Raw genomic sequence first — 22,164 nt, forward strand, 5'->3', positions numbered from 1 at the left:
GGTATGATGGGAATACTTTTCCGATAGAAAAATAAGGTGCTGCAATTGAAACTAAAGTCCATTCTTCTTACGGCAATCTTTTTCTCATTTCTCTTTCCTTGGATGGAAATTTCAACGGAAGCCCCGAACATTCCAGTGAAAGAGTTCACCATTGAAGAAGGGCTTCTTCCGGAAGACAGTGCCAGTTTCCCTGAACTCAAAACCTGGGCCATCTATCAGTTTTATGAATTGGAACCGGATGGGGCGGACTTAGGAATCCAAGATTATATTTGTAGAATGATTCCAGAAACCGGTTTGCGTTTTCTATTAGAGAAGAATCCTAAAAACTCATCCACTGTGTTTCTTTATCTGGATCTCACTCGTTATGTCCCAAGAAAAGAAGCCAGATTCAAATCGAGAAAGCTGGAAATCAAAGTGAATGGAAGGATGAAAACGGAAGTTTACATCAGCAAAAATAGAAATTTTAAGAACCCTGTGGAGATTTCTTTAGAACCGTTCGAATTTCCGGATGGGAAAATCTATGTAGAACTCACTCCTAGCAAAAATGAGTCGGGAAGATTTTGGGGAATCTGGGATGCGTTTATTTTGGAGAATCGGTTGAGATGATTAAACTGCGTATTTTTCGCGGTATTCGTCTTCACTGATGGTTTGGAAATAACTAGTTAACCCGGCAACTTTAAACACTTTCTCGATCGCAGGCTTCATATTGGCAATAGAGAAGCGACCTTTCAACTCCTGGACATAATTCAGTTGTTTGATCAGCATTCCGATTCCGGAAGAATCGATGTAGTTGAGTTTTTCCAAATTCACCACCACATGCAGATTTTCCGTTTGGATTTGAGGAATATTGGCTTCGAGAAAGTTCTTAAAGTCCAGGGAAGTGTAAATATCCAAACTTCCAGCAATGCTGATAACGTGGGCATCTGCATTTTTCTTCAAATTGATTTCCATGTGGGGGCTCTCCCTACAAGGTTTTGGTTGGTGATTTTTATTCAACCTTATTTTTGAACAAATTAATGATTTCATTTCAAAAGTCGAAAATAGATATAGAGACTAGAAACTCGGGAGTTCGTATGCGCATTCTATACGCAATCATCATTTTACTCGTCGGCACAATGGGGCTTTTCGCCGCCGATGAAAACAATCAAAAGAACGTCAGCCAATCTGACGCATTCAAATTGAATCCGGACGGAAGCATTGCCCTCATTCCCTACAATGCAAAACAACAAGAACGTATGGATAAACTCGCCAAAGAAGTCGACGGATACCATGCGCAAATCAATGAAAAATTGAAATTTCTTAACTATGAAAAAAAGGTAAAAGATTCCCGTTACGGACAAGTCGGTTATGCGAGAGAAATCAAACTTCCTTATGAACCTAACTATGTTCAACACAGCCGCTACGTTATGAAACTGAAAGGCGGCGGCGGTGCGGAAGGAGGAGGATTCTCTTTGGACGAAATCAGCTTCTGGACCAGAAAATCCCTTACTTCCAAAAATAAGGAGCCTGTCACTACTTACCGCGACTTGAAAAACTCTGTTGCAGGAGGAGGAGTGAAAGGATTGGTACTTTCCGTACGGACTGTAACGATTGCGGATGACAATACCAACACTTATGAATTGGAAAAGATCGCCTCTCCTTGGGAAAGACTTCGTTTAGCAAGCGCATACAGAGACAGATTGATCGAAGTTTTGAGAACCATCGACCGCTACATTATGGCGAAAGGAAAATTGGAAGCTACGGAAATAGGCGAATCCATTTTGGAAGTCAGCATCGGCGGAGACTTTCAAGAACCGTAAAAAAGGCAAGGTGGTATGAAAAAACGCATTCCACCTTTTATTGACTATTACGAAGCATTAGAACTTCCTTACGGCGCGACTGCGGAAGCGATCAAATCGAACTTCCGCAAGTTGGCCAAAATATTCCATCCGGACAATACTGAAACAGGTTCGGAGGAATCTTTCCTTAAAATTTTATCCGCCTATCAAGTATTAAGTACGGGCAAACGTTCCGTTTACGATGAAATTTATAAAAAAATCCAAGCTGCTCGTTTTTTAAAGGAACAAGTCAGTCTCTCTTCTCCCATCATACTTCCGCCTTCTCGCGTTAGTTTTTCTACGGGGATTTTAGATCTTGCGAAACGAGGTTTGATGAGAAAAGGATTTCGGACGAAAGACAGAAGAAAGGTAACCGGAATCAATTACGACATTATCATCCGCATCAAAGAGAGAGAAACATTCCGGAGAATCATCGCCACAATCCCCTTAACGGTTCGAATCGTTTGCAGGGATTGTATGGGAGGAAATCCTCACTGCCCTGCTTGCAACGGTGCGGGAAGTTATAAAAGTTCCCGCAATCTAAAGGTGGAATTCCCGCCTAGCACCCTTCAAAACAACAGACTGTTCGAATTCGATCTTTCCAAGTTCAGACCCGATTCGTTCACTCATTTCAAAAAGAAACTGCTGAAGGTGAAGCTCCAAATAGAGAAAAAAATAACCCTTGCGGTTTGAAGGGGGAGAGATAAGGAAGTAGGTATGACATCCATCCCTCCTCTTCTTTCTTTTCAGCCCATCTATAAGGAAAAAATCTGGGGAGGGAGAAAATTAAAAACGGTTCTGGGCAGGGAAATCCCGGAAGGGAATATCGGAGAATCCTGGGAAATTTCAGACTACGGACAAGACGTCTCCCAAACATCTAACGTCGATTATAATCAATTATCTTTCAGAGAAATTTACAATAAACACACTCCTGAAATTTTAGGAGCCGCTTTTTCAAACCAACCCTTTCCTCTTCTTGTAAAAGTCATAGATGCTTCTGAAAAACTTTCCGTCCAGGTTCATCCTGACGATTCCTATGCGGAAAAATACGATCCTAGCTCTGCAGGAAAAAAGGAATGTTGGCTGGTGGTATCCGCCGAACCCGGTGCGGAATTAGTAGTGGGTTTCGAAAAAGACTGCGACAAGGAAACTTACAAACATTTGGTGAATTCGAACCAAGCGGAGACGGTTTTAAAAAAATGGAAAGTGAAACCGGGGGATGTATTTCTATTGAATCCCGGAACCATCCATGCCATAGGAGCGGGAGTTTTACTTTTGGAAGTCCAACAGTCTTCCGATTCCACCTATAGAGTTTACGACTACGGAAGATTGGGCGACGACGGAAAACCGAGAGATCTTCATTTGGAAAAAGCCCTTGCCGTTTTGAATTTCAAAGCATCTAACGGAAGTGAGTTGCAACAAAAGGAACTCATCTCCTATTTTCCCTTCCCTCGTTATCTTCATACCTCCAATGATAAATTCAGGTTGGAATCCTGGATTTTGAAACAAGCGCAATACATTCGCCTCTCTTCTCTTTCGGAACCGAATTCCTTCGGAATGATTCATGTCATCCAGGGAGAAGTCGTTTATGCGCAAGACAGGCTCGTCTTTAAAAAAGGGGACAGCTTTTTAGTGACCGCTTCCGGGTTTCAAAACGATACCGAAATTCTGGTTTCTCCCGATACGGAACTGGCTTTTATGGGTCCGGGTACGGATTGGGTGAAATGGAAATAAATAACTGACTTAGTTCATTTATTTATCTTGCATACTGACTGAGAGTCATTTTATTTTGGCAGAATCGAGGAATTTGCCATGAAGATACTCATTACAGGTGCAACGGGAATGGTAGGAGCTGCCATTGCCAAAAAGCTGGCGTTAGCTGGGGAAGAAGTTACAATCCTTGCCCGTTCTCCCGAAAAAGCGAAAACACTATTCACAGAAACTCTGGACATCCGAAAAGGAGATGTTACGGACAAAGACAGTTTGGAACAAGCCGTCAAAGGCAAAGACATTGTGTATCATGCAGCAGGATTACCCGAACAGTGGTTTCGTGATCCTTCCATCTTCACCAAAACAAACGTAGACGGAACCAGAAACGTTTTAGATGTAAGTCTGCGTTCCGGTGTAAAAAGAGTCGTTTATACCAGCACGATCGACGTATTCCAAGCAGAAGCAGGTCAGAAATACGACGAATCCATTTTAGATCCCAATCCCAAAGGAACCTACTATGAAAGATCCAAACAAGAAGCGGATCGGATTGCGGTAGAATATCTGAACAAAGGATTGGACATAGTGTTCACTCATCCTTCCGGTGTTTTCGGAACGGGGCCTTCCTCTTCCCCCGGCACGAACGGGTTTATCAAGGATTTGATTTTGGGAAAAATTCCCATGTTATTACCGGGAGGGTTCCCGGTAGTATTTTCCGAAGACTGTGCTGACGGACATATACTCGCAGCAAAAAAAGCGAAAACAGGCGCCAGATATATATTGAGCGATACATATCTTTCTCTTTCCGACTTTGCAAAGTTAGTTTCTGAGATCAGGCCTTTGAAAAAAATTCCGAAGGTAATGCCTCTTGGATTGGCCAAAACGGTTTCCATCGTAGGAGAAGCGGTTTCATTTGTGATCGGAAAACCTCCCCTTCTCCCGAAAGGACAACTTCATTTTATGCAATGGCAGGCAATACCCGTTGCGGACAAAGCCAAAACGGAGTTAGGTTGGAAGCCGCTTCCTACGAAAGAAGCGGTCTCCCTAACCATAAAAAATTTGTTTCCTGAGTGACTAGTGAGGGGGAGGGGGAAGAGGAATCCTTTCCGTTTCTCCCGGAACCTTTGCGAACAGATCATTTTCCCAATCTGATTTCGCTTTTTCGATTCTCTCTTGGCTCGTAGAAACGAAATTCCACCAAAGATTTCTTTTTTCTTCGAGAGGTTCTCCTCCCAAAAGCATCAAACGAGAGTTTTGTGTCGCTTGAAAGCGGACTTTTTCTCCCTTAGGGAAGATCGCCATCTTTCCCACATCCAGATCTTCTCCTGCGACACGAACGGAACCTCTCGCTACATAAAGCCCCGCTTCTTGTTTTTCGGAAAGATCCCAAACCACTTCTCCTGCGGAAGGTTTCGCTTCTATATCCGCATAAAACAAAGGAGAGTGAACATGTGCTTTGGATTTTAATCCTAAAAACTCACCGCCTAATAAACGAAAGATAATTCCCTCTTGTTCATAAATAGGTATTTCCGCTTGAGAAAGATGTTGGAAAGAAGGATCGATTTCTTCCTTATCCTTAGGAAGTGCTACCCAAGTCTGCAAACCTTCTATGATTTTATATTCAGGATCTAGTAAAGAACGTTCACTGTGAACGATTCCGGAGCCTGCAGTCATCCAATTCGTTTCAAAAGGTCGAATGGGTTGTTCTACTCCCAAACTGTCCTTATGATTGATGACTCCGTCGTATAAAAATGTGATCGTTGAAAGCCCGATATGAGGGTGGGGTCGAACGGAAAGTTCTTTCCCTGTTACGACAGGAACAGGTCCGAAGTGGTCGAAAAACACGAAAGGGCCAACGAACCGTTTTTCCATCGCAGGTAAAATGCGTCGGACTGTGAAATTGTCGCCTAGATCTTTTACATGGCCTTTTAAGATGATTGTCATTTCTTCTTAGACCCCTTTCCTACAGGTTTTGTTTTACGAGAAACTAACTTGGATTTGCTTTTTTTAGAAGGAGTTTTCCCTTTTACCGCTTTTGTTTTCGGAGCAGGCAATGTTTCTTCTTCCACCTTTCCTACAAAAAGGCCGATCGCTTCCCTTCCTTTGCTCCAATGCGCCGCACTACGTGCGTTAAAGTACAATATGAACACTTTTTCGGATTCGGAATATTTCACATCGCAGGAATATACATGACTTGCCTTCCAGCCTTTCGCAGTAGGACCTAAGATAGGAGTATCATTGATCCGATCCCAACGAAGCCCGTCTTCACTCTGCAAAAATAAAACCGCAGAACAGGATTCCTTACGAACCTGATTCCAAAAGATTCCCGTTTGAAATCCTAGAAAACGATCCCTCCAAGGAACGACTTTGATGGATCCTGCAGCCAAATTACAAAAAGGATCCTGAGCATTAGGAGCAAAAATCGGCTGGGAAAAAATATGAAACGGCCCTGTAGGGGAACTGCTTTCCGCTACGCTGATGTATTTAGGTTCGCAGAAACCGCAGTCTTTTACATATTCCAAAGAGGAAGAATAATATAGTCTGTATTTTGATCCCATTTTCACCAAACAAGGATTACTAACGGAAGAACCCCATTCCTGGTTTTTATGAAATTCCGCAGAAGGTTTCAAAACGGTTTTCGGTTCGGACCAAGTTTTCAGATCTTTACTTGTACGAACTTGAATTTCCGATTCCCATTTGGATTTCTTCCACCAAGCAAACAATAGGTGAAACGGCTTATATTTTTCGTAATAGAGATAATAGGTTCCCAATTCTTGATAGATAAACGGTCGCATCGCATGTTTCAAAATCGATTTGGGTTTGGACCATTCGATTCCGTTTTCGGAAGTATAATGCAGGATGCCGAAGAGATTGTGAGCGAACAGATGCCATTTATGATCGATGGTGTTTTCCGGAAAAAGAAAACTGGGGTCGGATAAAATCGGGGAAGAAAGACCGGGTTTGAGAATAGGGTCGTCTTGGTAGAGTTTCCAATAAAGATTCGTTTTAGGGGATTGAGTTTTAGGCATGGGGAAATGGCAACCTATCGATTAATGAAAGGTCTACTTTGATGAGACTTAAATTTAATTATATTACTATAGTTTTGGAGGTACATATGCACATTCAATATCAAATTCTTTGATATTGAGATCCAATTGGTTGCATATACACACAAAACGATTTCGATCAATGACTTTATGTGGAAAATAAACCGAAACAGGAATTGGATAAGACCTATCAGGTATTAAAAGAGAAATCGTGAGATACTCCCCTTTAACGCCCGTTAATAATTCATAATCTACAGAAAATTTTATACCTAAGTATTTACTAGTAAGTTTATCTTGTACTTTCTTGTAGTCTAGCCAGCTAGGATGGTATTTTAATTTCATTAAATTTTTTATTCAATGTATCTAAATCGATTTTTAACGAAAATATTTCTTCTTCTTTATCAATATTAGATTGTTTTAATTCTTTATTTTCTTCTTCAATTTTCTCATAATGCAATCGTTCTGGATCCCCGACAAGAAAAGTTATTTTTCGATAAGTATCCCAAAAGTTTTCTAGATTAAGATTTTCAATAGCAGCAATAAATTCCGCATTTGTTTTCACCGACTTTGCGAATTCATCAACTTGACTAAATAAATTTTGCTCAGATTTTTCAGGGGTCTCACCATATGCGAAAAATCCGAACTCAAGTGCGACAGATTGATAACCGGACAATCCATCAGGAGATTCCGACTTATATGTAAAAAAATGAATTTTGAAAGCTCTATTTACGAAATGACGAGTAGTCTTTCCGAACTGGTAAATAGAACCCCATTCGATATTGTTCATAGTTAAAATTTTGACTCACTTGTAGAAGACTTTAACGTATTTTATCATTAAAAATCATATCTGTCAACAATAGTTGAGAAGTCTCAATTTCGCTAGTTTTCTGCCTGGCACTAGGGATTGAAGTGGAAATCCTTTGCGGGAAGTCCCGCAAAGATTGGAACGGAAAGCCCGATCCCGTAGGGAAGTGCCCCGACAACAAACTTCCATTAACCCTTCGGCTTCATCTTCCAAGTGAAAGCCAATAAGAAGATCGCCAAAATCGTTGCGATTGCAATGGCAAACAGCGCCATGTTCCAGGAATGATGATCGACGATCCAACTCAATCCTTTGGCGGAAGCGGCCCTTCCTAAGTATCCGATAAATCCAATGAAACCTGCCGCTGTCCCTACAGCTTTTTTGGAAGTAAAATCGAGTCCAGCAACACCTAACAACATAACAGGCGGATAGATAAACAATCCTATGACTCCGAAAAGAAGAAAGTCGAGCCAAAGTCTTCCGGGAGGATTATAGATGATTCCTAAAAATGCGAAAAAAATAGGAACGATACAAAGAAGACTCACCATTCCTCTGCGCCCTCCCACTTTATCGGAGACCCAACCCATCAGTATGGTAGAACCGATCGCAGCAAATTCCAAAATGAGAGTTGAATCCCCTCCTTCTTTTAAATCGGCTCCTTTCGCCTCTTTCAAATAAGTGGGGCCGAGATCGATAAGGCTATAACGGATGATATAAACGAAAAAGTTGATGATGGCAAACAACCAGATGTATTTGTTCAACAGAACGTTTTCGACTATGAGCTGTTTCATGCTCAATTCTTTTTCATGATCTTCTGAAGAAGATTCATCTTCCGGATCTTTGGGAGGATAATCTCTGTTATATTCCTCAACGGGAGGAAGACCTTCGGATTGAGGAGTGTCCACCAAACGAAGATAAAGATAGACGGCTCCTATGAGTGCAATGACTCCGGGAATAAAGAACGCATACTGCCAACCGAAGTAGTAGGCGGATCTGGCGGCAAGCACCCCGACAATGCCTCCTCCAATATTATGTGCAATATTCCAAAATGCGAACGTACGACCTCTTTCACTTACGGAATACCAATGACCCAAGGAACGACCACAAGGCGGCCATCCCATCCCTTGCACGAGTCCGTTCAGTCCCCAAAGAATGAGATGTACCCAATAATGATTCGCAAAGCCGAATGCAAAATTCAAAATGGCAGTGAGTGCAAGTCCTACTGCCATAAACTTTTTCGGATTCGATCGATCCGAAAGAGCGCCCATCAGGAATTTTCCGATTCCATAAGAGATGGCTGTGACAGTAAGTATATCTGCGATATCTTGTCTGGAATAACTCAACGCTTCTCCGATCTCTTTCGATACGGGTGCAAAATTATTTCTAACAAGATAGTAGGTAGTATAACCGAGAAATGTGGATTCTAGAATTCTCCATCTATAGGATGGATATTGTTTCTGAATCTCTTCCTTGGATTTCATCGGAATAGGTGGAGCAGGACGGAACCAATTCGAAATGGCTTGCAACATTGTCCTGGTAAGATGAACTAAAAAGAGGTAGAGTCAAGCCGATTCTAATGCCTATGGATATCAAAAAAGGATTCGTTCAAGCAGTGGGGAACACTCCTCTCATCCGCATCCACTCTCTCAGTGAAGAAACAGGTTGCGAGATCTTAGGAAAAGCGGAGTTCATGAACCCGGGTGGTTCCGTAAAAGATAGAGCCGCATTGTACATCATCGAAGAAGCGGAAAAATCGGGAGCCTTACGTCCCGGAGGAACCGTTGTAGAAGGCACCGCAGGAAACACCGGAATCGGAATCACTCATATCTGCAATGCGAAAGGTTACAAAGCAGTCATCATCATTCCGGAAACCCAATCCCAAGAAAAAATTGAAACCTTACGAACGCTAGGTGCAGATGTAAAATTAGTCCCCGCTGTTCCCTACTCCAATCCGGAAAACTATGTTCGAGTTTCGGAAAGGATCGCCAAAGAAACTCCGAATGCGATCTGGGCCAATCAGTTCGACAATCTTGCCAACAGAAAAGCTCACTTTGAAACCACCGGTCCTGAGATTTGGGAACAAACAGGAGGCAAGGTGGATGTTTGGGTAGCTTCTCTAGGCACGGGAGGAACTTTCGCAGGAACCGCTCTCTTCTTTAAATCCAAAAATCAAAACATCAAATGCATCGCTGCAGATCCTTACGGTTCAGGAATTTATTCTTTCATCAAAACAGGAGAGATCTCCGTAGAAGGTTCTTCCATCACGGAAGGAATCGGACAAGGAAGAATCACTAAAAATATGGAAGGAATGCCTGCAGACAATTCCATCCGTATCGACGATAAGGAATGTCTCCGCATCCTAAATCAAATCCTGAAAAAGGACGGATTGTTTATGGGTGGTTCCGTAGGAATCAATCTGGGAGCGGCTTATAAAATCGCAAAAGATTTGGGACCGGGACATACCATTGTTACTGTGTTATGTGACGGTGGAGCAAGATACCAGTCCAAGATTTACAATGAGGAATTTTTGAGGTCGAAAGGTTTGGTATGAAGTGGATCGACGGTCTTCCCTTTTTAATCGTATTCGTTCTAGCGACCGTAATCACCACGATCAGATACATTGCCTTTGCGGGTGCCGCCTACTATTTGGTTTGGAAAAAAGGGAAAGATCGACTAGCCCATAGACTCATCCAAGGCAAACTGCCAGAATTCCAAAAAATCAAACATGAAGTTTTATACTCTCTATCCACGATGGTTGTGTTCGGCCTGGTAGGAGTGCTCATTTTTTGGGCAAAGAAAAACGGTTATGCGAAGATTTACGACGACATTTCCGAAAAGGGAATTCCCTACTTATTCTTCAGCCTGCTTGCCCTCATTCTTTTCCACGATTTTTATTTCTACTGCACCCATAGATTCATGCATTGGAAGCCGATTTTCAAACATGTACATTTGGTACATCATAAATCGACCAATCCTTCTCCTTGGGCAGCTTTCGCCTTTCATCCTTATGAGGCGGTGATCGAAGCGGGAGTCGTACCTATTTTCATTCTCTTCGTACCGGTTCATAATCTGACGATCGTTCTTTTCCTGGTCTATATGACTTTTTTGAACGTACTAGGCCATCTGGCTTTCGAACTTTTCCCCAAAGGTTTTGTCGGATCCAAATGGACCGGATGGCACAACACTACCACCCATCACAACATGCACCATAAATGGTTTCATTGCAACTACGGCCTCTACTTCAATTGGTGGGATAAAATATTTGGCACCAATCACAAAGACTATCAAAAGCAGTTTGACGAGATCACGGAGAGACCGCTATTTATAAAATAAATCAAAGCTATCCCAATGCCCATAGGACTCAGAACTTTCACCAATCTAACGAGCATCTTCTTTTTGTCTCTTTGTCTGGGAAATTGTTCTGACAAATACTATGAATGCACCGATGTTTTAGCGGACTCGTACTACTGGGAAGATCCTTCCTTGTCCGCCGGTCTGAATTCCGCAAAAGAAGCCTTTTCTTCCGGCAAATTCCAAAAAATAAAAGACAGTAAATATAACATTGGTTACTCTAAATCCGCACATTGGTTTTATTATATTCCTCAATTCCCTGCGGAAGGAAATCGTTACTGGCTCGTAATCGAAAATCCTCTTCTTGATTTCGTAGATCTCTCTCTCGAAGAAAAAGAAAATTTCTGGAAGACTTGGGAAATGGGAGATCACAGGCCTTATATGAATCGCATCCTTCCGATTCGTCCTTTCGCACTAAGACTCACGGAACCTTCCTACCGCACGGGAATGTTTGTTAGAGTTCAATCAGAAGGTTCCATCAGAGTTCCTTTGGCCATGTGCAGAGGAGATTGGCTGATTTCCAGAGAAGCCAGGGCAGAGATCAGCTACGGCTTGTTTTTCGGTAGCATCCTTTTTATAGGAATCTATCATTTGATTTCTTATTTTTACTCCAAGAAAACCACCTTTCTTACGTTCGCTGTCTATAGCATCAGCTTAACAATATTTATAGGGTCGCAGACTGGACATTTACAGCAATACTTCTATCCGGATAGAACGGATTGGAACAACTATATCATCCAACTTTCCAGCATTTTTGTCTGTACGACCGGAATGATCTTTATCTATAGTTTTTTTCCTTTTCTTTCTGAGTCTAAATTTTATAAAATTATAAAATACTCAGCGGCAACTTGTGTTATTCTGCTGATACCTTGTGTTTTTATTTTGAGATACTCCTATCTCTCCCGTTTCATCCCTATGTTCAGTGTCGGAATGATGTTTTTCTTTTTAGTTACATTATTCCAAAGAAAAAATTTGAATCAGTCCGAGTTGTGGGTCAGAAGAGGAATCTTAATTGTTTTCTTTGCCATCTTAGTTTCCATCCTTAGATTGAATTCCATTCTTCCGAATGCTTTCATCATTATACACGCATTAAAGATCTCTCAGTTTTTGGAAATCCTTTGTTTCGCTTTAGCCACGGGAAGCCAGTACAATCTGATCCAACAATTCGCTTTGACCACGAATGTAGAAAAAGAAACCGCATTGAAATTGGCGAAATCCAAAACGGAGATTTTATCCTATCTAAGCCATGAGATCAGAAGCCCGATCCATTCGATTATGGCTTATATAGAAATTCTTTCAGAAAAAGAAACGGGCCGACAAAGCCAGGAAGAACTGAAGTATTTACAAAGATCTGCGGAACATGTCGTGAAATTAGTTTCTGACATTCTAGACCAGAGTCGTCTGGAAGCGGGAAAGATAGAAATTCATAAGGAGAATTTTCATCTATCCGATTTGATCGACGATATATCCGGGGAAGTGAAGGCGATCGCTGCTCAAAAGAATCTTTCCTTTGTAGTGAACTTATCTCCCGATTTACCGAAAACTCTTTACGGAGATTCCTTTCATATCCATCAAGTGTTGACCAATCTCCTTTCCAATGCGGTTAAATTCACAAAAGAAGGCACTGTAACTTTATCCGTTTCTTTGGTGGGCGAATACGTTCAATTTTCCGTCATCGATTCCGGTTTAGGAATTAAAGAAGATGAGATGGCGATTCTATTCTCTCAATTCTCCCAGGCGAACCGTTCCATCTACAAGAAGTTCGGTGGCACAGGATTGGGACTTTCTATCTGCAGAGGGCTTTTGGTTCTGATGAATTCGGAACTAAAAGTAAAAACCGAACTAGAAAAAGGCTCAGAGTTCTATTTTCTGATCCGAAACGAATCGAACAAGAGTCTCCCGAGATAAAACAAACATACGCTATATGATCTTATATGAAAATCGCATCGAAAAAAACCAAGGAACACAGTGGAAATTATGAAACAGATCCTCATTTATTTAGCAATAGCAATTTTTACATTCACTTCCTGCGGCAACAAAACAGAAAAAACGGATCCAAATATGACAACAACGAACGATGGAATTGCATTTAATAGCGGTTACTCCGAAGTAAACGGACTCAAAATGTATTACGAAATTTACGGACAAGGACAACCGCTTGTTTTGATTCACGGAGGAGGGTCGACGATTCAGACCAGTTTTGAAAAAATCATTCCCTTGTTGGCGAAAAACAGAAAGGTAATTGCTGTCGAGCTACAAGCTCACGGAAGAACCAACGATAGAGGCAAAGATCTTTCTTTCGAACAAGATGCAGATGATGTGGCAGCATTTCTTAAAAACTTAAACATTGATAAGGCGGACTTTTTCGGTTTTAGCAATGGAGGAACAACTACTTTGCAAATCACGATCCGCCACCCTAAGATAGTAAATAAGATCATCTTAGGCTCTCCTCTTGCCAAACGCAATGGAGTTCCCGATTGGTTCTGGGGTTTTATGAAACAAGCTAAGTTGGAAAATATGCCGGAACTATTGAAAGTAGGATATAGAAAAGTAGCGGCGGATCCGAACGGCTTACAAGTGATGCACGACAGAGACGCAAAAAGAATGGTTCATTTCAAAGACATCCCGGAGGAACAAATCAAATCGATTCAAACACCTACGCTCATCATCATCGGCGATAAAGACGTAATCACACCGGAACATGCGATTGAACTGCATAGACAAATTGCAAATTCAGAACTAGCGATCATCCCCGGGGTACATGGGGAATATATGGGAGAGATCACAACGATCCGACCTGACTTTCAGGAAACTGACCTTGTTGTCCCGATGATCGAAAAGTTTCTCAATAAAAAGGAAAAATAGAAGGCTCTAAAGATAGAAGATAAACTAAAGCCGAAGAGATTTTACAATTTTAATGACTGATCTCTACTGTTTTTGCTAATTCCATAAATTTCTTTTCCATCAAATCTATATGGCGATTCTCTTTAGTGAGTTTCCATAAAGTTATATATCCTTGGTATATTGCCAACATATCGGATGCGATATCCTTCGCTTTTACATCCTTTCGAACTTTTCCATTTTTTTGTAAATCAATGATAAAATCAGTTAAGAAAAGAAGCCATTGATTCACAATTTCCTGCATTCTCGGCACAAAAATCTCCTGATCATCTGCAGAAAGTTGATATGAAAATCCGATTCCAGATCGACCTTATTTCGTTTTTTTACATGATTCATTGGGATGTATTTCTCTCTGGAAGGATTTTCCCATTCGAATGGCAGAGTTAGTGAATTTCAATCTACTTATGTATGATAGAATCGGGTACGGGAAATCGGATCCTTTTTTCTCTACAACTAGAAATAATTCGTATTTGGAAACGGAAGCAGATTTTCTTGTTAAAATCTTAGAAAAGTTGAATATCGAAAAAACGATTCTTTTTGGGCATAGTGATGGAGGCTCTATTGCACTTATAACAGCCGCTAAGTTTCCAAAATATGTTGTAGGGGTGATCACCGAAGGCGCACATGTTTTTGTCGAAGATATCACCATCAATGGAATTAAAGAAGCGGTTGTATCCTTCCAAACCACAAAGCTAAAGCAAGTTTTGGAGAAATACCATGGAGATAAAACGGAGAATATTTTCAATGCATGGGTGGATACATGGCTTTCCTATAGATTCCGTAATTGGAATATTGAACATCTATTGCCTTCCATTCAAAGTCCTACCTTAATCATTCAAGGGGAAGAAGATGAATATGGCAGTGAAAATCAAGTAGATGCGATCGTAAAAAAAGTTTCAGGAAAATCTATTAAGAAAATGATTCCTAAAACCAAACACTCACCTCACAAAGAAAATGCGGCAAGTGTCCTAAAAGAAGTCGGTGATTTTATATCAATCCTATTCCCCTAACCCTTTAGCTCTGAAAAATTACGAAACGCTTCCAAAGCTTCCGGATTGGCAAGAGCGTTTTGATTCTTCACGGTCTCTCCTTGCACTGTTTGTTTCACAGCAATTTCCACTTTTTTTCCGTTCACCGTATAAGGGATGTCAGGTACAGAAAGAACTAAAGAAGGAACATGGCGAGGGGAAGTTTGGTTTTTGATTTTTTCTTTAAGAGAAGAGCGCAATTCGTCTGTTAAAGAAACACCTTCTTTCATTTTTACGAATAACACAATACGAACATCTTCTTTCCATTCCTGACCGATGATCACCGAATCGGCGACTTCCGGAAAAGTTTCCACCACGGAATAAATATCCGAGGTTCCGATGCGGACTCCTCCCGGATTCAATGTGGCGTCGGAACGTCCATAGATGATCATTCCGTCATTTTTAGTGATCTCCGCAAAATCCCCGTGACACCAAATGTTCGTAAAACGAGAGAAATAAGCGGAAATATATTTCGATTTATCCGGGTCGTTCCAAAAGAAAAGAGGCATAGAAGGGAAAGGAGATTCGCAAACCAATTCTCCTTTTTCTTGCTCCACCGGTTTCCCCTCTTCGTTGTAGACTTTCACGTTCATTCCCAATCCTCTGGATTGAAGTTCTCCTTCATAAACCGGCAAAGTAGGATTTCCTAACGCAAAACATCCGTTCAAGTCCGTTCCTCCGGAAATGGAAGAAAGCTGAACATCCGATTTGATGTTTTCATAAACATAACGAAAGCCGGAAGGAAACAAAGGACTTCCCGTCGAAAGAATCACTTTCAGGTTCTTCAGAGAAAACAGATCCTTCGGCTTTGCCTGTTCCGATTCCAATACGGAAATATATTTCGCACTTGTGCCGAAGACTGGGATTTGATCTTCATCCGCCCATTTCCATAAAACTTCCCAGCCGGGATACAAAGGATTCCCATCAAACTGACATATCGTGGCTCCTAGTGCCAAAGCACTTTGCGTCCAATTCCACATCATCCATCCGCAAGTGGTATAATAGAATATTTTTTCGCCTGCGGATAGATTCGCATGCAGAGAAAGTTCCTTGGTATGATTCAATAAAACGCCTGCTCCCTGTACGATGCATTTAGGAAGGCCTGTAGTTCCGGAAGAGAACATAATGTACACAGGATCTTGGAAATGAATGGATTCGTATTTGATTTCGGAAACGGGAACTTCAGAAATCTCGGAAGCACGAATGGGAAGGGAGATTCCGTCCAAAGAAAAATCGGAATCGATAAACGGATGTATGATGGTTCCGCAGAAGTTTTTCGCATTCTCTCCCGAAGCAAGTTTCCCTGAAACTTCCTTCACCTTGTCCAGAATGGATATTTTTTTACCTTTAAACAGATATGCATCCACGGTCAAAAGTATCTTAGGCTGGATCTGTTCGAAACGATCCAAAACTCCCTTAGTTCCGAAATCGGGAGAAGCACTGGACCAGATCGCTCCCAAAGAAGTTGCGGCAAGCATTCCGATGGTGGAGATGGGAGCGTTCGGAACCAAACCGCAGACTCGGTCCCCTTTAGATACGCCTAACGAACGCAAGTGTTTTTGGAACCTAGCGACTTCTTTCTTTAACTGAAGATAGGTGAGAGACTGTTTACTACCATCCTCTCCCAGAAAAAGAATGGCAAGATCTTCTTCTTTACCTCCGTTCAATAGATTCTCAGCGAAATTAAAACTGGCTCCAGGAAACCAAACAGAATCCCAAAAAGAAGAAGCTGTGCGGATCACTTCTGTAGGAGGAGTGTGCAAAATGAACTTGGATTCTTCCATCCAAAACTTCCAAAAATCGGAATGGTTGTCTACGGACCATTTCCAAAGAGATGGGTAGTCAGGCAGTTTTCGAGAAGTCTTCTCTTCCAGCTTTTTACGAAACGTTTCTAAATTACTTGAGGAAGAAGAAGGGGACCACAAAGGGTTTGAAAATGCCATGCAGGCAAAACTAGTATCATATTATGGAATTGGCAAGCTCATTCATATCCCAATCCCTAGGCAAATTTTCTTCTGGTTTTTTTTTCAATTCCGGCCTAGCCTGTATAAATTAACTAGAGGTTCGCTTGCTTTTTAATAGTTCCGTCTTTATTTTATTTTTCTCCCTCACTTATCTTATTTATTGGCTCTCCCCCCATAAATTTCGTAAGGGAATCCTTATCGTTGCCTCCTTGGTTTTTTACGGAGCTTGGGACTTTATCTTTCTTCTGCATTTTGTGGGGATCGTTCTCATCAATTATGCTTACTACTATTACTTTGAAAGGCAGGGAGACAAAACCCGTCTGTTTTGGATTTTGCTTTTCAATGCGATCAATTTATTTTCCTTCAAATACTGGAACTTCTTCTACCAAATCCTTCTCGATTTGGGAGCTGTGGTACCTACCGCAGAATCTTGGGCCACCCATTGGATCCTTCCCCTTGCCATCAGCTTTTACACCTTCCAGCTCATCGCCTTCCAAATGGATGTGCACAGAGGAGATTTTAAAGAAAAGGTAGGACTTGCCGATTTCGTTCTTTTCATCCTATTCTTCCCTCAGTTGATCGCAGGCCCCATTCTTAGAGCCCGCGACTTCTTAGCCAAGATCCCCATTCCTAAAAAGCCGAACCGATTGATGTTCGAAACGGGAATGGGATGGATTCTAGTGGGACTCATCAAAAAGGTTTTGATCGCCGATCAAATCTCAGCAATCCCCGATCAGATTTTCGCTAATCCTTCCGGTTACGATTTTCTTTCCCTGCTCATAGGAATTTATTTTTTCGCAATGCAGATCTACTGCGACTTCGCAGGTTATACGGACATCGCAAGAGGATGTTCCGCATTATTAGGATACAAACTCCCTCCTAACTTTACCGGACCTTTTCTTTCTTCCTCGTTCCAGGAATTTTGGAGAAGATGGCACATCACTCTTTCCAGCTGGCTGAGAGACTACCTTTACTTCGCATTAGGCGGAAGCAGAAAAGGAGTTCTCATGTCTTATGTGAACCTCTTCATAACGATGGTTCTAGGCGGTCTTTGGCACGGAGCAAACTATACTTTCATCATGTGGGGAGTATGGATGGGTGCTTTGTTATGCGGAGAGCGTTTCTGGTTCACGATCAAGAACAAAGACAGCAAACCTTGGCCGAGATGGATCAAAGTCCCTATCATCTTTCACGTCTCTATCATGAGTTTGATTTTTTTCCGCGCGGATTCCATCAAAACATCCTGGCTTTATTTCAAAGGTTTTATCGCAAACGAAGGAGCAAGGATCACTCTTCCGAATGGAATCGGTTATTTGGTATTTTTATTCATTCTGCTTCATGTGATCGAATACTACCCATCTCTCCTCAAAAAGGAGAAAGTAAGAAAATGGGAATGGGCTCTTTTGCCTTCTCTCATCGTATTTTTTTCCTTTTGGATTGCGGGAAGCGTATCCGAAGTCAGAACCTTTATTTATTTTCAATTTTAAGAAGCTGGATCTATGAACTCGAAATCAACAAACAAAGTATGGAAACAATGGATTTGGTGGAAACCGATTGCGGTTTTCGTACTGTTTCTCGCATTTGACAGACTTCTTACTATTCCTTATTTGAGAAACAGAGTCACAAATTATAAATCCGTCGATCTTACGTTAGCTGAAGTTTCTTCCAACGGCGATCCGGTGGATTATGAAAAGGAAAAAGACGGAACCAAACAAGTTTGGGCTTTGGGAACTTCCAGATCCAAAGCATTCAATGCGTTTCCTGATCCGGCTTATTCCAAAATGGATCCTTTCCTGACGGAAGAGGAAAAGAAAAAGATGGGAGAATGGAAAGGGAAAGCGATTTCATTTCCTGGCGGATCTTTCTTAAACTTTTACACAAGATTCTATCAACTTCTGGAAAGAGGATACAAACCGGATTTCGTTTTTATAGAAATTTCTCCGGGAAGCTTCAACCGAAACAGTTTGATCAATATCTATTCCAAACAGGAAGGTCTGTCCATTCCTTATGCTCTTTCGCATTACAATCGTTTTGAGACAGAAACAATTGCCCGACTTTTCGTAACTCGCACTTTTTTATCCTACAGATATCAATTTAATTTTACGAAGTTTTTCGACTTCTTACAAGGCAAGGAAGGGAAAGCCCCTCTCTTGGAAAAAGCTTTGAAGGATATGAACATCGATCCCAACGAGTTGAATCGCAATTCAGGAGTGAGAGATACAATTGATCAATATCTTTCTGCCGATGGGAAAGCTCATTTCGACGACGATTTCGATCCTAATCCGAGCACAAACTTGTATGCGATCAAATACATGTGGATGGTGAACGAATTACAAAGAACCATTTACAGTGATTTCATTATGGACTATGAGCAATTGGAATATGTTTCCAGAATCATAGATGTACTGAATGAACGCAACATCCCCTTTATATTTTGGAAACCTAAATTCCATTCCGTTTTGGATCCTTTGGAAAACAACGAGTTCACTCAGAAACTATATTCGGAAGTGATCATTCCAAAAATCACCGAAAAAGGGGCAACCTATATAGATGCAAGTAAGTTGCCTTTAAAATGCAATTATTACCAAGATGCGGCTCATTATTCCTCCAGATGTTACACTGAATTAGCGAAGGAGATCCTAAAAGCCGCCGGAAAATAAATTTCCAGAGTCTAATAGAAAGGTCATGAAGTTTCTAAAATTCGCATTCATACTGATCTTCTGTTCCAATTTTGCATTACAGAAGATCGTAGACAACGAGGCAAACTGTGGAGTCATCGGCTCCCCGGAAGGCACTTGTCCTTATGCGTTTTTAGACCATGGAACCCATACGGAACTGGATCACGATTTATCCGAAGAAGGAGATCATCCCGATCACGTCTGCTTTTCTTGTCCTTGCAATCTTCAACTTTCCGTTTCCTGGGATTTGAATCTCGATCGAATCTACATCCACCTAAATACTGTTTACCTTACATTCAGCGAACCTGTTCACAAAGAACTCCCTAGCACCAAAGGTTATTTCCGCCCACCCCGCCACCACCTCTCCTAATCGCAAATAAGCGGAGCTCTCGCTCTGCAAGGAGAAGGTATGTCCTTATATTATTTTCACCGAAAACTAACATCGGTTTATTGTATTCTAATCTTTTTCGCCTGTTTTCCTTTATTCGGGGAAAAAGAGACTTCATTTTGTGTTCCTCCCTGGGATTTGGATAAAATCGCAGACTGCGGAGTGAAACATCACCCCGAGTTTAAAATGGAAGTCTTGCGGTTGAAGGAAATCCAAGGCAGGAAAAAAATATCCTCCTACTTTTTCCCTAGCAACCCCAACGTATCCGGCTACGTATCCAAAAGATCGGCGGCTTCCGAACTCATTCCGGTTAATTCCAATCACGCGAACAACTTCCAAGTTATGGTCTCTCAGGAAATTTACGTAGGAGGGAAAAGGGAAACCTCCATTCGGATTGCGGACGAAGAATTCAAAACGCAAGCTTTTCGTCTGGAGTCTGTTCGGCGAAATTTGTATTTCAGAACTCTTTCCCTACTGGCAAGATACACAAATTATAAAAAAGAAGAGGAAGTCACAAGAGGGCTTTACGACTTAACGAAAGAAATCACCAGACTCGCACAAGCAAGAGTGAAAGAAGGATTAGCTCCTGCCATGGACGAAACCCTTGCTCTTTCGGAAGAACTAAGAATGGCTAAGTTGTGGCAGCAAAGCAAACGAAAGACGGAACAAAGCCACGGAGAGATTTCCATTTTGCTGGGCCTTCCTACTGAAAAAAATTTCGTTTGGGAAGGAAGTTTCCATTTCGAAAACGGACTCCCGGGGGAGAAGGAAAAAATCATAGAGATTGCGCTTCGCAATCGTCCGGAAATTTCCTTATCCGAAAAAGAAATCCAATTGGCGATGCTGAGATTGGAAGAAGTCAAACTGCAAAAGATTCCCAATTTAAGTTTCGGTGCTTTCGTACAAAACGACGGATTCAACGAACGAGTGATTGGTGGTCAGGTTAGTATGCCGCTCACTCTTTGGAGAGATTATGAAGGGGAAACCTTAGTCGCAAAATCGAAACAAGAACAATCTTTGGAAACCAAAGAATCCGTAGAAAGAATCATCAAACAAGAAGTCATCAACGCAGTTTCAAATTATTTAACTTTAAAGGAAGAATACTCGCTCTTTAGTAAAGATATTTTGAAGCAGACGGATACGGACCTACAGTTTTTGAAAGAAGCTTTGCGGTTGGGACAAATCAAAGTCATCGATGCCTTAAACAGCCAAAGAGTTCTATACCAAACCAAATTGAATCATTCACAAACGGGAGCAGATTTTGCTCTCTCTCAGATCGAACTGGTCCGTGTTTTAGGGCTTGAAGAAACCACACTTACATTAGGTGGCAAATTATGAAAACGAAAATCTTATCCTTTCTTGCGATCCTCACAATCTGTCTTTCCGCTGTTTTCTACTTTCAATCGAAGGGAGAGAAAAAGGGAAATGAGGAGAGTGAAAAAGAAGAATCCTCTTATCTAAACCTTTCCGAGGAAAAAATAAAGAACCTGGACCTAAAGACGGAAAGAGTCATCCTCTCCGAATATTCCACGGAAATAGAATTGATCGGAGAAACGGAAGCGATCCCGGACGCCGTCATCGACATTCCGGCCAGAGTCGCAGGAAGGATCACATCCGTTCATTTCATCGAAGGAGATAAAATCCAAAAAGGGCAACTGCTTGCAAAAATCGATTCCCCCGAACTCGCAAAATTAAGATCGGTTTATCAAAGCGCCAAAGCGAAGTACAATGCTTCCGAACAAAATATACAAAGAATTCGATCTTTAATCCAGATGAATCTGGCAGCAAAACAAGAATTAGTAGATGCGGAAGCCAATTTAAAATTGATTCGCTCCGAAAGAATCGCTGCGGAAGAAAACCTGAGAGCGAACGGACTTGCAGTAAACGATGAGGTTTCCGGAATTTATAAATTGTATTCTCCTAAAACGGGTCTTGCCATTTCCAGAAATGCGATTCCAGGTTCATTGATTCCCTCCGATCAAAACCTAACTACGATTGCAGACCTAAGCAGCTTATGGTTCCAGGCTAAAATTTTCGAAGGAGACCTTCAATATTTAAGCGAAGGCAATTCCGTCAAAATCGTGTTAAATGCCTATCCTGATCTGGGTTTCGAAGGGAAACTGGATCATATCGGAGAAAAGGTGGATCCGATCTCCCGCACCATCCACGCAAGAATCGTATTTAAAAACAAAGAGAAAAAAGGAAAGATAGGTCTTTTCGGAAAAGCTTTCGTTCAAACAAAACCCAGAGAAGGAATTCGAATGAATTCCGGTGCGATTCTCAATTATCAAAACAAAAACTACGTATTCGTGAAAGTGAGTGAAGACAAGTTTCGTTGGACGGAAGTAGAGATAGGACAAAAAACCGACGGAAAGATAGAGATCAAACAAGGATTAAATGAAAATGAGGAAGTAGTTTCTCAAGGATCTTTCGAATTAAAATCGATCTTTTTCAAAGCAAGTTTCGGGGAGGAGGATTGAT

The 22,164-nt window shown here is 41.4% G+C and carries 22 protein-coding genes; 15 read left to right on the forward strand and 7 right to left on the reverse strand.

Annotation, left to right across the window (positions count from 1 at the left end):
• Window positions 1–36: 36 nt before the first annotated feature.
• The gene (locus tag EHS15_RS17645) at window positions 37–606 is read left to right on the forward strand and encodes an LIC10729 family protein (RefSeq protein ID WP_246052285.1); all 570 of its coding nucleotides are present in this window, start codon (window positions 37–39) and stop codon (window positions 604–606) included.
• Here the strand turns inward: EHS15_RS17645 and EHS15_RS17650 are convergent, their stop codons facing one another.
• Complete coding sequence (locus EHS15_RS17650) at window positions 607–951, reverse strand: STAS domain-containing protein (RefSeq protein ID WP_135761912.1); 345 nt, start codon at window positions 949–951, stop codon at window positions 607–609.
• A gap of 122 nt (window positions 952–1,073) precedes the next feature.
• Here EHS15_RS17650 and EHS15_RS17655 point away from each other — a divergent pair, with 122 nt between their 5' ends.
• From EHS15_RS17655 to EHS15_RS17670, 4 genes are all read left to right on the forward strand, one after another.
• Window positions 1,074–1,799, forward strand: coding sequence for an LIC_12936 family protein (locus EHS15_RS17655; RefSeq protein ID WP_135761913.1), 726 nt, complete (start codon window positions 1,074–1,076; stop codon window positions 1,797–1,799).
• A 15-nt stretch (window positions 1,800–1,814) separates the two neighbouring features.
• On the forward strand, window positions 1,815–2,510 hold the full coding sequence (locus tag EHS15_RS17660; RefSeq protein ID WP_135761914.1) for a J domain-containing protein: 696 nt from the start codon (window positions 1,815–1,817) through the stop codon (window positions 2,508–2,510).
• A 33-nt stretch (window positions 2,511–2,543) separates the two neighbouring features.
• Window positions 2,544–3,551 carry a type I phosphomannose isomerase catalytic subunit gene (locus tag EHS15_RS17665; RefSeq protein WP_210416376.1) on the forward strand — a complete coding sequence of 336 codons (1,008 nt, stop codon included), beginning with the start codon at window positions 2,544–2,546 and terminating at the stop codon, window positions 3,549–3,551.
• A 78-nt stretch (window positions 3,552–3,629) separates the two neighbouring features.
• On the forward strand, window positions 3,630–4,598 hold the full coding sequence (locus EHS15_RS17670) for an SDR family NAD(P)-dependent oxidoreductase (RefSeq protein WP_135761916.1): 969 nt from the start codon (window positions 3,630–3,632) through the stop codon (window positions 4,596–4,598).
• On the opposite strand, the gene EHS15_RS17675 is transcribed toward EHS15_RS17670, so the two are convergent.
• From EHS15_RS17675 to EHS15_RS17690, 4 genes are all read right to left on the reverse strand, one after another.
• On the reverse strand, window positions 4,599–5,468 hold the full coding sequence (locus tag EHS15_RS17675) for a pirin family protein (protein WP_135761917.1): 870 nt from the start codon (window positions 5,466–5,468) through the stop codon (window positions 4,599–4,601). It abuts the gene before it with no gap.
• Window positions 5,465–6,553, reverse strand: coding sequence for a family 43 glycosylhydrolase (locus EHS15_RS17680; protein ID WP_135761918.1), 1,089 nt, complete (start codon window positions 6,551–6,553; stop codon window positions 5,465–5,467). Before EHS15_RS17680 ends, EHS15_RS17675 begins: the two co-directional genes overlap by 4 nt.
• A gap of 337 nt (window positions 6,554–6,890) precedes the next feature.
• Window positions 6,891–7,244, reverse strand: coding sequence for a hypothetical protein (locus EHS15_RS17685; RefSeq protein WP_135761919.1), 354 nt, complete (start codon window positions 7,242–7,244; stop codon window positions 6,891–6,893).
• 320 nt (window positions 7,245–7,564) lie between these two features.
• Complete coding sequence (locus EHS15_RS17690; protein WP_135761920.1) at window positions 7,565–8,902, reverse strand: MFS transporter; 1,338 nt, start codon at window positions 8,900–8,902, stop codon at window positions 7,565–7,567.
• A gap of 47 nt (window positions 8,903–8,949) precedes the next feature.
• On the opposite strand from EHS15_RS17690, the gene EHS15_RS17695 reads away from it, so the two are divergent.
• The 4 genes from EHS15_RS17695 to EHS15_RS17710 all read left to right on the forward strand — a co-directional run bounded on the left by EHS15_RS17695 (window position 8,950) and on the right by EHS15_RS17710 (window position 13,589).
• Window positions 8,950–9,924 (forward strand): cysteine synthase A, encoded by a 975-nt coding sequence (locus EHS15_RS17695; protein ID WP_135761921.1) that lies wholly within the window; start codon window positions 8,950–8,952, stop codon window positions 9,922–9,924.
• Window positions 9,921–10,706, forward strand: a complete 786-nt coding sequence (locus EHS15_RS17700) for a sterol desaturase family protein (RefSeq protein WP_135761922.1) — start codon at window positions 9,921–9,923, stop codon at window positions 10,704–10,706. The genes EHS15_RS17695 and EHS15_RS17700 overlap by 4 nt, the downstream gene beginning before the upstream one ends.
• Before the next feature lie 15 nt (window positions 10,707–10,721).
• On the forward strand, window positions 10,722–12,632 hold the full coding sequence (locus EHS15_RS17705; RefSeq protein WP_135761923.1) for a sensor histidine kinase: 1,911 nt from the start codon (window positions 10,722–10,724) through the stop codon (window positions 12,630–12,632).
• Window positions 12,633–12,701: 69 nt separating this feature from the next.
• Window positions 12,702–13,589, forward strand: coding sequence for an alpha/beta fold hydrolase (locus EHS15_RS17710; RefSeq protein WP_135761924.1), 888 nt, complete (start codon window positions 12,702–12,704; stop codon window positions 13,587–13,589).
• 49 nt (window positions 13,590–13,638) lie between these two features.
• Here EHS15_RS17710 and EHS15_RS17715 read toward each other — a convergent pair whose 3' ends face one another.
• The gene (locus EHS15_RS17715; protein ID WP_210416373.1) at window positions 13,639–13,869 is read right to left on the reverse strand and encodes a TetR family transcriptional regulator C-terminal domain-containing protein; all 231 of its coding nucleotides are present in this window, start codon (window positions 13,867–13,869) and stop codon (window positions 13,639–13,641) included.
• A 52-nt stretch (window positions 13,870–13,921) separates the two neighbouring features.
• Here EHS15_RS17715 and EHS15_RS17720 point away from each other — a divergent pair, with 52 nt between their 5' ends.
• Window positions 13,922–14,635: an alpha/beta fold hydrolase gene (locus EHS15_RS17720; RefSeq protein ID WP_135761925.1), complete on the forward strand. Its 714-nt coding sequence runs from the start codon at window positions 13,922–13,924 to the stop codon at window positions 14,633–14,635.
• Here the strand turns inward: EHS15_RS17720 and EHS15_RS17725 are convergent.
• Complete coding sequence (locus EHS15_RS17725; RefSeq protein ID WP_135761926.1) at window positions 14,632–16,596, reverse strand: acetoacetate--CoA ligase; 1,965 nt, start codon at window positions 16,594–16,596, stop codon at window positions 14,632–14,634. The genes EHS15_RS17720 and EHS15_RS17725 overlap by 4 nt on opposite strands.
• 125 nt (window positions 16,597–16,721) lie before the next feature.
• On the opposite strand from EHS15_RS17725, the gene EHS15_RS17730 reads away from it, so the two are divergent.
• Genes EHS15_RS17730 through EHS15_RS17750 form a run of 5 tightly spaced genes read left to right on the forward strand, consistent with a single transcriptional unit; the run spans window position 16,722 to window position 22,163 of the window.
• Window positions 16,722–18,104, forward strand: a complete 1,383-nt coding sequence (locus EHS15_RS17730) for an MBOAT family O-acyltransferase (RefSeq protein ID WP_135761927.1) — start codon at window positions 16,722–16,724, stop codon at window positions 18,102–18,104.
• 12 nt (window positions 18,105–18,116) lie between these two features.
• Entirely contained in the window at window positions 18,117–19,277 is a 1,161-nt protein-coding gene (locus EHS15_RS17735; protein WP_135761928.1) for a DUF1574 family protein, read from the forward strand.
• A 25-nt stretch (window positions 19,278–19,302) separates the two neighbouring features.
• A complete protein-coding gene (locus EHS15_RS17740; RefSeq protein ID WP_135761929.1) occupies window positions 19,303–19,665 on the forward strand; it encodes a hypothetical protein in 363 nt (120 codons plus the stop codon).
• 39 nt (window positions 19,666–19,704) lie between these two features.
• Window positions 19,705–21,021, forward strand: a complete 1,317-nt coding sequence (locus EHS15_RS17745; RefSeq protein WP_135761930.1) for a TolC family protein — start codon at window positions 19,705–19,707, stop codon at window positions 21,019–21,021.
• Window positions 21,018–22,163 (forward strand): efflux RND transporter periplasmic adaptor subunit, encoded by a 1,146-nt coding sequence (locus tag EHS15_RS17750; protein ID WP_135761931.1) that lies wholly within the window; start codon window positions 21,018–21,020, stop codon window positions 22,161–22,163. Before EHS15_RS17745 ends, EHS15_RS17750 begins: the two co-directional genes overlap by 4 nt.
• Window position 22,164: the final 1 nt, after the last annotated feature.

The sequence above is a fragment of the Leptospira idonii genome (assembly GCF_004770995.1).
In the GTDB taxonomy this organism is placed as follows: Bacteria; Spirochaetota; Leptospiria; order Leptospirales; family Leptospiraceae; genus Leptospira_A; species Leptospira_A idonii.